Source organism: Flavobacterium sp., assembly GCF_043722275.1.
In the GTDB taxonomy this organism is placed as follows: domain Bacteria; phylum Bacteroidota; class Bacteroidia; order Flavobacteriales; family Flavobacteriaceae; genus Flavobacterium.
Genome location: NZ_JAYSPC010000112.1, coordinates 1 through 8,938, shown reverse-complemented (window position 1 = coordinate 8,938; position 8,938 = coordinate 1). Strand labels below are relative to the sequence as shown.

Here is an 8,938-nt window from a genome sequence, read left to right as displayed (position 1 = left end):
AGCGGATGGCAGGAATGTCTGGTCTTGAAACAACTGAAAATTTCTGCTTCAAAAAAAAATAACCGAAAAGTTCAGGGAAGAGACTTCGACTTCGCTCAGTGTGACAAAATGAGCAGAAATCAAAAAAATAAATCTGCTCAATCTGCAGAATCTGCGTGAAACCTTTTCCTTTACGATCTTTTCGGTTAAAATAAATTATCTAATTAACCAATTGGCACATTCCCTAATTAACCTTATTTTTGCCAGATGATAAAATGGATAACAAAACTGTTTTCATCAACACAAAAAGAAGAGAACATAGACAACATGAAAAAATATTTAATCGTAGGACTAGGTAATATTGGTGCTGAATACGTAAATACAAGACATAATATTGGCTTTAAAGTGCTGGATTTTTTAGCCAGAAAAGAAAGTCTTTCTTTCGAAACCGTTAAACTCGGTACTTTAGCCGAATATAAATTTAAAGGAAGAACCTTTTTCCTGCTTAAGCCAAACACTTATATGAATTTAAGCGGTAAGGCTGTAAAATATTGGATGGATAAAGAAAACATTCCATTAGAGAATATTCTGGTCATTACAGACGATTTAAACCTATCCTTCGGAACTATCCGAATCAAACCAAAAGGAAGCGACGGAGGTCATAACGGATTAAAAAATATTAACCTGGTTTTGAATACGCAAGAATATACCCGTTTCAGATTTGGAATCAGCGATCAGTTCAAAAAAGGGCAACAGGTTGATTATGTTTTAGGAGATTGGGACGACGAAGAAAAGGCAAAATTACCGGAACGTTTAGAGGTAGCTTCAGAAATTATTAAATCTTTTGGGACAGCCGGATTAGAAAACACGATGACTACATTTAATGGAAAGTAAAGAATTACAGTTATTTAAGTGCTAAATAATCAAGTTATCAATTAATTAAATTGAATTATAACGAAATAGTATTTTCTATTCCAAAGTTAAATGTTTAAATTTGGAATAAATTATTATAAACCATAAAATCATAATATCATGGCTTTTGAATTACCACAATTACCTTATGCATATGATGCATTAGAACCACATATTGATGCTCGTACAATGGAAATTCACCATTCAAAACATCATAATGCCTATACAACAAATCTTAACGCTGCAATTGCAGGAACTGATTTGGAAGGAAAAACAATTGAAAACATCTTAATTAACTTAGATAAATCAAACGCGGCAGTTCGTAACAATGGTGGAGGTTTCTACAATCACAATTTATTCTGGACAGTTATGTCTCCAGACGGTGGCGGATTACCAACTGGTGATTTATTAGCTGCAATTGAAGATTCTTTTGGAACTTTTGATGAATTTAAAGCAAAATTTGCGAAAGCTGGTGCAACACAATTCGGTTCTGGATGGGCTTGGTTAACTGTACAAAAAGGCGGTAAATTAGAAGTTTCAGGAACTCCAAATCAAGATAATCCATTAATGCCGGAAGTTGGTACAGGTGGAACTCCAATTTTAGGAATGGATGTTTGGGAGCACGCATATTATTTAAACTACCAAAACAGAAGACCAGATTATATTGAAGCTTTCTTTAGCGTAATTAACTGGACAGAAGTTGCAAGAAGATTTGCTTTAGACAAATAAGAAGAGAATAGAAGACAGAATATAGAAAAAAGACGAATAGCCTAATGGTTATTCGTCTTTTTTTTGTTTATACTTTTCTTCAAATTGAAAATAAATTGAAAATTAATATGTTGTAGCTCAGCTCCAGCGGAGCATAATATTTATAGCTAAGTATTGTATTTATGTCAAAAGCTCCAGAGGAGCTATATATTTCACCCCGCTGGGGTTTGTTCGTGATGTAGTTGTAATTCGCTATAAATATGAAGTCACGCTGTGACTTAAAATGGGACAGTTCAGAATAAGCAGATGATTTAGATTATTTCTTCTTTAATCTATTCTCTTTCTTCTTGATTTTAGAAAGAGATTTTATTCCAATAAAAAAGGCGGAATCTCTTCCACCTTTTTTGCCCCAAATCTACCATAAACTTAACCTACTAATGTTATGGTTCAGTAAATATATGGCAGCTATTTCTATGAAAAAAACTTTCTAGATGAATGGTAAATATATCCGATTAAGTGACTGTAAAATCCTACTTTAGAAATAGTTGACTTTATTCCAATAAAAAAGGTGGAATTGCTTCCACCCTTTTTGCCCCAAATCTACCATAAACTTAACCTACTAATGTTATGGTATCTCAAAAGTATCACAGCATTTCAATTCTACCAAACATATAGGACGAACGGCAAAAAAAACCGATGAAATGCACAAATTAACCTTTTGTTAGTATTTTATTAATACGCTCTCGCGTCTTTTCCTTCGTAAAAATTCATAAAAGCCCTATTTACAACACGATTTCCTCCTGGTGTAGGATAATCTCCCGTAAAGTACCAATCGCCTAAATTTTTAGGACATGCAATATGCAAATCTTCTACTTTTTGGAAAATGATTTTTACTTCGGCATTGATTTCCGGAGAACTCAACATTTCGGCAATTTTAGCCGAAACTTCTTCAGGAGTAAACTGATCGTAAATTGCTGTTACATAATTTACAACATCTGTATCGATATAATTCTCTTGTGCTTTACATTTTGCATAAACTTCATCAACAATATGATAAAGATTTCTTTCCTTTAATAAAGCCAACGCTGCTCTAAAAGCTACAAGACCTTCTAGTTTCGCCATGTCAATTCCGTAACAGTCAGGATAACGAATTTGTGGAGCCGATGAAACAATTACAATACGTTTAGGATTTAAACGATCCATCATTTTTATGATACTCATTTTGAGCGTTGTACCACGAACAATACTATCGTCAATAATAACTAAGTTGTCAGTTGGTTTAATCACTCCGTAAGTTACATCATAAACGTGCGCCACTAAATCATCACGGCTGCTATCCTCAGTAATAAAGGTTCTAAGTTTAGCATCTTTAATAGCGACTTTCTCCGTACGGATTTTTACAGCTAATAATTCCTGTAAAGTTTCGGCAGTAAGTGTATCTCTATTATTTAAAATATAATTGTTTTTTCTTTGGTTTAAGAAATCCTGAGCAGCTTCAACTAAACCATAAAATGAAGTTTCGGCAGTATTCGGGATGTAAGAGAAAACAGTATTATCTGTATCGCTGTCAATTGATTCAAGAACAGCGGGTAAAATTAATTTCCCTAAGTTTTTACGTTCCTGATATATTTCTGCATCACTTCCTCTTGAAAAATAGATTCTTTCAAAAGAACACGCTTTTTTCTCGGTTGGTTCAAGGATTTGTTCCATTGAAACTTTTCCGCTTTTTTTGATAATCAAAGCATTTCCCGGTTCAATTTCCTGAACACTTTCAAAAGGTACATTAAAAACAGTTTGAATAACTGGTCTTTCAGAGGCAACAACTACAACTTCATCATCCTGATAAAAGTAAGCTGGACGAATTCCTGCAGGATCTCTAAAAACAAAAGCATCACCGTGACCTAATAATCCGGCCATTGCGTAACCTCCATCTAAATTTTTAGCAGAACGAGCTAATATTTTTGCGATATCTAATCTGTCTGCAATTACAGGAGAAGCTTCTCTTTTAGAATATCCTTCTGTTTTGCAATCCTGATAAAGCTGCATCACTTCTTTGTCAAGAAAATGACCTATTTTTTCCATAACGGTAACAGTATCCGCCATTTCTTTAGGATGTTGTCCCAGTTCTACTAAATTTTCGAAAAGTTCTTTAACATTCGTCATATTAAAGTTTCCTGCTAAAATTAAATTACGGTGCATCCAGTTGCTCTGACGTAAAAATGGATGAACGCTTTCAATGCTGTTTTTCCCGAAAGTTCCGTAACGAACGTGTCCTAAAAACAATTCACCTATATAAGGTATGTTTGCTTTTTGTTTCGCAACATCATTTGCATATTCGGGATGTGTAGTCATCTCTTCGTTGATACGCTCATTAATTTGTTTAAAAACGTCCTGAATTGGTTGCGCATGGTTTGAACGAACTCTGCTGATGTAACGTTCTCCTGGTTCTACATCTAATTTGATGCTTGCAAAACCAGCTCCGTCTTGTCCACGGTTGTGTTGCTTCTCCATCATTAGATACATTTTTTGTATCCCGTAAAAAGCAGTTCCGTATTTTTCTTTGTAATATTCAAGCGGTTTAAGAAGTCTAACTAAGGCTATACCACATTCGTGTTTTAAAGCGTCGCTCATTGTTTTTGTATTTTGTGTTGTTGTTGTTGTAAGTTGTGCGTAATAACGTAATAAAAAAGCCCCGTTTTATCGAGGCTTCAAGGCATTATATTTCTATGTCAAACTGAGTTAGCGACTTAAATTGTTGTAGTCGAATTGCTACTTCAGCCTTACTTAATGTTTCCATCCTTTCGGTTCCAAATTTCTCCACACAAAATGAAGCTAAATTAGATCCGTAAATTATTGCATTTTTCATATTGCCAAATGAAATGTTTTCGCTTTGTGCAATGAATCCTGAAAAACCACCTGCAAAAGTGTCTCCGGCTCCTGTAGGATCAAAAACATCTTCTAATGGTAATGCCGGTGCAAAGAATACTTCTCTGTTATGAAATAAAAGTGCTCCGTGTTCTCCTTTTTTGATCACCACATATTTTGGCCCCAATTCCTGAATTTTGTTTGCCGCTTTTACTAATGAATATTCTCCTGAAAGTTGTCTTGCTTCTTCGTCATTGATTGTGATTACATCTACACGTTTAATTACGTCAAGTAATTCCGGTAAAGCGCAATCCATCCAAAAGTTCATTGTGTCTAAAACTACTAATTTGGGTTTTTTCTCCATTTGATCCAGAACGCTGCTTTGTACTAAAGGATGTAAATTTCCTAACATTACAACATCAGCATCTTTAAAATTTTGAGGGACTTTTGGTTGAAAATCAGCCAAAACGTTTAACTCAGTTACCAATGTGTCTCTAGAGTTTAAATCGTTGTGGTATAAACCGCTCCAGAAAAAGGTTTTTCCGCCTTTTACAATTTCGATACCAGAGATATCAATATTTCTTGAAGTTAAAAGATCTAAATGTTCTTGTGGAAAATCGTCGCCAACTACAGAAACAATGGCCGATTGTAAGTTAAAAAATGAAGCTGATAAACCAATATACGTTGCAGCACCACCTAATATTTTATCTGTTTTTCCGAAAGGAGTTTCGATAGCGTCGAAAGCAACCGTTCCAACAATCAATAATTTATTCATTTTATGAATTTCGAATTAGGGTGCAAAGATACTTCATAAGTTGCAATATTGCAACGGTTTAAGTTCTCAAAATTTTCATAAAAAAACAATATCGTTTGCGAGGCTAAAACTATTGTAAATGAATCGATTATATTTGATTCTTTGCAGAGCTTAAAATATGATTTTAGGATTTAAATTGCAAGTTTTATTTTCGAAAAAAGCTTTAAAATTTTTAATTAGATTTGTTTGAAAGAGAAGATTCTTTTAAATAAATCTACAATGCATACTTTTTTAGAATTTGCAGGTTTTTCTCTTCCCATTTTTCATTAAACTTTTCTAAAGATATTGTTGGTGATTTCTCAGGGATTTTAATCCACTTTAAAAAATCTTTGTTAGATAATTTAGTTTCTTGTTGGGTGTTTTTCTTTTGTCAGTCATAATTTAAATGTATTCTTTAAATAACTAACTCTACACCTCATACTTCTTATCAAAATAATTTTTCAAAACTCCAATCTGAACCAAAATCATAAAGGGAACTATTAAAAGCGCATACAATATATTTTTAGAAAAATGAATTCCTGAAAATAGGGTAGAAGCTTTGTCTAAATATGCCAAAGCTGTTTCAGAATTAGAAATGTTATTATTTGAATAAATAGAATAAGCCGTCAAAGCAATTAAACTTATGCAAATAAATATCCAGGTTGTTTTAGAAATTAAAGGTTTGTATGCTTTTATTTTACTCTTTTCGGCTACTAAAACCTGAGACATTATTTTTGAAGTAAAGTCAATAGATGGCGATTCCAAAGTGGTCTCGGACATCATTTTATCAATCAGATTCTCTATGTTTTTATCGCTCTCTTTCATACGTAGATAATATTTGTTTTTAAAGGAATATGTTATCGGTATTCTCAATTTTGTTTTTGCTTTGGAATTTTACCGATTTCATAACACTCTATTATTTCTGGTTCTAATTGCTTTTTCAAAATTACGGCTAATTTTTGTCGGCTTCTAAATAATTTTACCTTAACATTATTAGCATTGATATTCATGATTTTTCCAATTTCTTCTAAACTCTGATCTTCAAAATAAAATAAAGTTAGCAGGAAATTCTCATCGCTCGGTAATAAATTCAAACAATTCTGAATCGTCTGTTTTCGTTCTTTTTCTTCAAGAGCACTTAAGGCATTGTCCATCGTTTTAATTAAATGTGCCGAAAATTCATCTATCGATATATTGTTATCTTCTTTTTTGTTTTTCTTCAAACGATCCAAACACGTATTATAAGCTATTTTATAAATCCATGTCGAAAATTTAGAATCTCCTTTGAATTTATTTAGAGAATTGTACACTTTTATAAAAGTATCCTGTGCAACTTCCTCAGCTTCTTCTCTGTTTTTAACCATTTTATGAGCCAGCGAAAAAATCATGTCTTTATAACGATCAACCAATACGGCAAAAGAATTGGTTTCTCCCTGTAGAATTTTATCGATATAATGTTGATCACTTATTGTACTCATATTATATAAGACGAAATGTTTTGTAATTAGGTTACAAGAATTTAAATAAATTCCAAATTTTTCAAATTCCAAATTCCAATCTTTACAGCTCGTAATTTAGTACTCAACTTTGTCATCTTGACAGAGGACAGATCACACGCGAAACTCGACAAAAATTTTTCGCTTTTGATTGCGTATGATGGATTAAAATCCATCTCTATAATATGTCTCGTTCCTACGGAACTTTTATGAAAATTCCATAGGAATGATTTCTTTTGTAGCCAGGGATTTTAATCCCTTAGACACCCGAGGCTTCGGGATGGAATTTAAAATATTAAAATTTTCCACTTTTGTTGTAACCTGCATTTAAAAGATGTCGTCATATGGAGTATCAATCAATTATAAAAACAAAAAAATTATGGGACCAGAAATTTTAATACCAATGAGCATGTTTTTGATGATCTTCGGGATTGTCTATCTTATTTTCTCAACGAGAAACAGAGAACGTTTAGCACTTATAGAGAAAGGTGTTGATGCAAGTATTTTTTTAAAAGGAAAAACAAACGGGGTTCCGGTTTGGAAAATCTTTATCTTGAATACCGCTTTTCTTTTAATCGGAATTGGACTTGGATTTTTCATTGCCTTGTTTCTTTCGACTTACACACAAATGAATTCAGATGTAGTGTATCCGGCAACAATCATCACGATGTCAGGAGTTGGTTTGCTTGTGGGGTTTCACAGAGCAAAAGATTTGGACAAAGAATAGTTTTTTGCATCTTCAAAAAAGGAAACGCGTCAGGAAACAATGTTTTTTGACGCGCTTTTTTATGATTTTGAACCTATAGTCTCGTAATAAACATCTACAGAAAGATTTTTTTGCATAGACGCCATAACTGCTAATTCGTCGCAACGCTCGTTTTGAGGATGATTGTTATGCCCTTTAATCCATTTAAATTCGACCTGATGTTTTTTGTAAATAATTAAAAAGCGTTTCCATAAATCGGGATTTTTTTTACCGGTATAGTTTTTTTTCTCCCAGCCAAAAACCCACTTTTTAACCACAGAATCAATTACGTATTTAGAATCTGAAACAACCAAAACCTTCATGTTTGGTTTTTTTAGCTTTTCAAGTCCAACAATTACTGCCAAAAGCTCCATTCTGTTATTTGTAGTAAGACGAAAACCTTCGTAGAATTCTTTTTTATGCGGCGTTCCTACCAATTCCATTACTACGCCGTAACCACCGTTTCCGGGATTTCCTTTTGCAGCGCCATCAGTATATATATGTACTTCGTGAATCATTTTTTATTTTTTTACCATATAAGAATATAAGTTCATTTTAAGTTTTACGTTATAATATTTTTTCTTTTGATGGCATGTAAACTTTAAAAATGCCAGTCTTAAATTATCTTATATCACTTATATGGTTTATTTTTTTTAAGTTTAATCTTCCAATAACCTTGAAATGATTTCCGGAAAATACTTTTGTTCCAGTTCGTGAATCTTTTCGGCTACAGTTTCTGGTGTATCTTCGTCTGTTAAGGCTACATTTTTCTGAAAAATAATACCACCTTCGTCATAATGTTCATTTACATAATGAATAGAAATTCCGGTTTCTTTCTCCTTATTATTAACTATTGCTCTGTGTATGTGCATTCCGTACATTCCCTTTCCTCCATAGTTAGGTAAAAGTGCCGGATGAATATTGATTATTTTGTTAGGATATTGTTCGATTATATGATCGGGGAATTTCAATAAAAAACCCGCAAGAACTATCATATCCGGATCGATTTCCTGTATTTTTTGTAAGAGGTTACGCTCTAATAATTCGCTTTTTGAGAAGATTTCGGTCGGAATTTGATGATTTTTTGCTCTTTCGATAACTTTTGCCGAAGCATTATTCGTAAAAACAGAAACGACTTTTGCGATTTTGGTTTTTGCAAAATATTTTATTATATTTTCAGCATTAGTTCCTGATCCTGAGGCAAAAACAATAATTTTTTTCATAATCGAATTTAATTTGAGAATGCAAAAAACGGAATAAAAATCGAAAATAAATAGTATTAAAAGGGCTTTCTTGAAATTAATTTTATAAATTAGTGTTACATTTATAAACTAAATCGTGGTTTTAAAATAAAGTTTTTTATTTTTGCCAACAAATTAAATTCTAAAATTAAAGATTATGTCAGACATTGCATCAAGAGTAAAAGCGATTATCGTAGAC

At 32.7% G+C, this 8,938-nt stretch carries 9 protein-coding genes; 3 read left to right on the top strand and 6 right to left on the bottom strand.

Annotation, left to right across the window (positions count from 1 at the left end; translation table 11 throughout):
• Positions 1 to 246: 246 nt before the first annotated feature.
• Positions 247 to 873 carry an aminoacyl-tRNA hydrolase gene (gene pth / locus ACHZDT_RS14310; protein ID WP_394775301.1) on the top strand — a complete coding sequence of 209 codons (627 nt, stop codon included), beginning with the start codon at positions 247 to 249 and terminating at the stop codon, positions 871 to 873.
• A gap of 138 nt (positions 874 to 1,011) precedes the next feature.
• Positions 1,012 to 1,620, top strand: a complete 609-nt coding sequence (locus ACHZDT_RS14305) for a superoxide dismutase (protein ID WP_394775300.1) — start codon at positions 1,012 to 1,014, stop codon at positions 1,618 to 1,620.
• Positions 1,621 to 2,331: 711 nt separating this feature from the next.
• Here ACHZDT_RS14305 and ACHZDT_RS14300 read toward each other — a convergent pair.
• The 4 genes from ACHZDT_RS14300 to ACHZDT_RS14285 all read right to left on the bottom strand — a co-directional run bounded on the left by ACHZDT_RS14300 (position 2,332) and on the right by ACHZDT_RS14285 (position 6,735).
• On the bottom strand, positions 2,332 to 4,230 hold the full coding sequence (locus tag ACHZDT_RS14300; protein WP_394775299.1) for an amidophosphoribosyltransferase: 1,899 nt from the start codon (positions 4,228 to 4,230) through the stop codon (positions 2,332 to 2,334).
• An 85-nt stretch (positions 4,231 to 4,315) separates the two neighbouring features.
• Positions 4,316 to 5,239 (bottom strand): PfkB family carbohydrate kinase, encoded by a 924-nt coding sequence (locus ACHZDT_RS14295; protein WP_394775298.1) that lies wholly within the window; start codon positions 5,237 to 5,239, stop codon positions 4,316 to 4,318.
• 447 nt (positions 5,240 to 5,686) lie between these two features.
• Positions 5,687 to 6,082: a hypothetical protein gene (locus ACHZDT_RS14290; RefSeq protein WP_394775297.1), complete on the bottom strand. Its 396-nt coding sequence runs from the start codon at positions 6,080 to 6,082 to the stop codon at positions 5,687 to 5,689.
• Between the two features lie 44 nt (positions 6,083 to 6,126).
• Positions 6,127 to 6,735 carry an RNA polymerase sigma factor gene (locus ACHZDT_RS14285; RefSeq protein WP_394775296.1) on the bottom strand — a complete coding sequence of 203 codons (609 nt, stop codon included), beginning with the start codon at positions 6,733 to 6,735 and terminating at the stop codon, positions 6,127 to 6,129.
• A gap of 397 nt (positions 6,736 to 7,132) precedes the next feature.
• Between ACHZDT_RS14285 and ACHZDT_RS14280 the strand changes: the two genes are divergently transcribed.
• The gene (locus tag ACHZDT_RS14280) at positions 7,133 to 7,480 is read left to right on the top strand and encodes a DUF6249 domain-containing protein (RefSeq protein WP_394775295.1); all 348 of its coding nucleotides are present in this window, start codon (positions 7,133 to 7,135) and stop codon (positions 7,478 to 7,480) included.
• 59 nt (positions 7,481 to 7,539) lie between these two features.
• On the opposite strand, the gene rnhA is transcribed toward ACHZDT_RS14280, so the two are convergent.
• Together rnhA and purN are read right to left on the bottom strand one after the other, a co-directional pair.
• Complete coding sequence (gene rnhA / locus ACHZDT_RS14275) at positions 7,540 to 8,016, bottom strand: ribonuclease HI (RefSeq protein ID WP_394775294.1); 477 nt, start codon at positions 8,014 to 8,016, stop codon at positions 7,540 to 7,542.
• A 141-nt stretch (positions 8,017 to 8,157) separates the two neighbouring features.
• Positions 8,158 to 8,721 carry a phosphoribosylglycinamide formyltransferase gene (purN, locus tag ACHZDT_RS14270; protein ID WP_394775293.1) on the bottom strand — a complete coding sequence of 188 codons (564 nt, stop codon included), beginning with the start codon at positions 8,719 to 8,721 and terminating at the stop codon, positions 8,158 to 8,160.
• Positions 8,722 to 8,938: the final 217 nt, after the last annotated feature.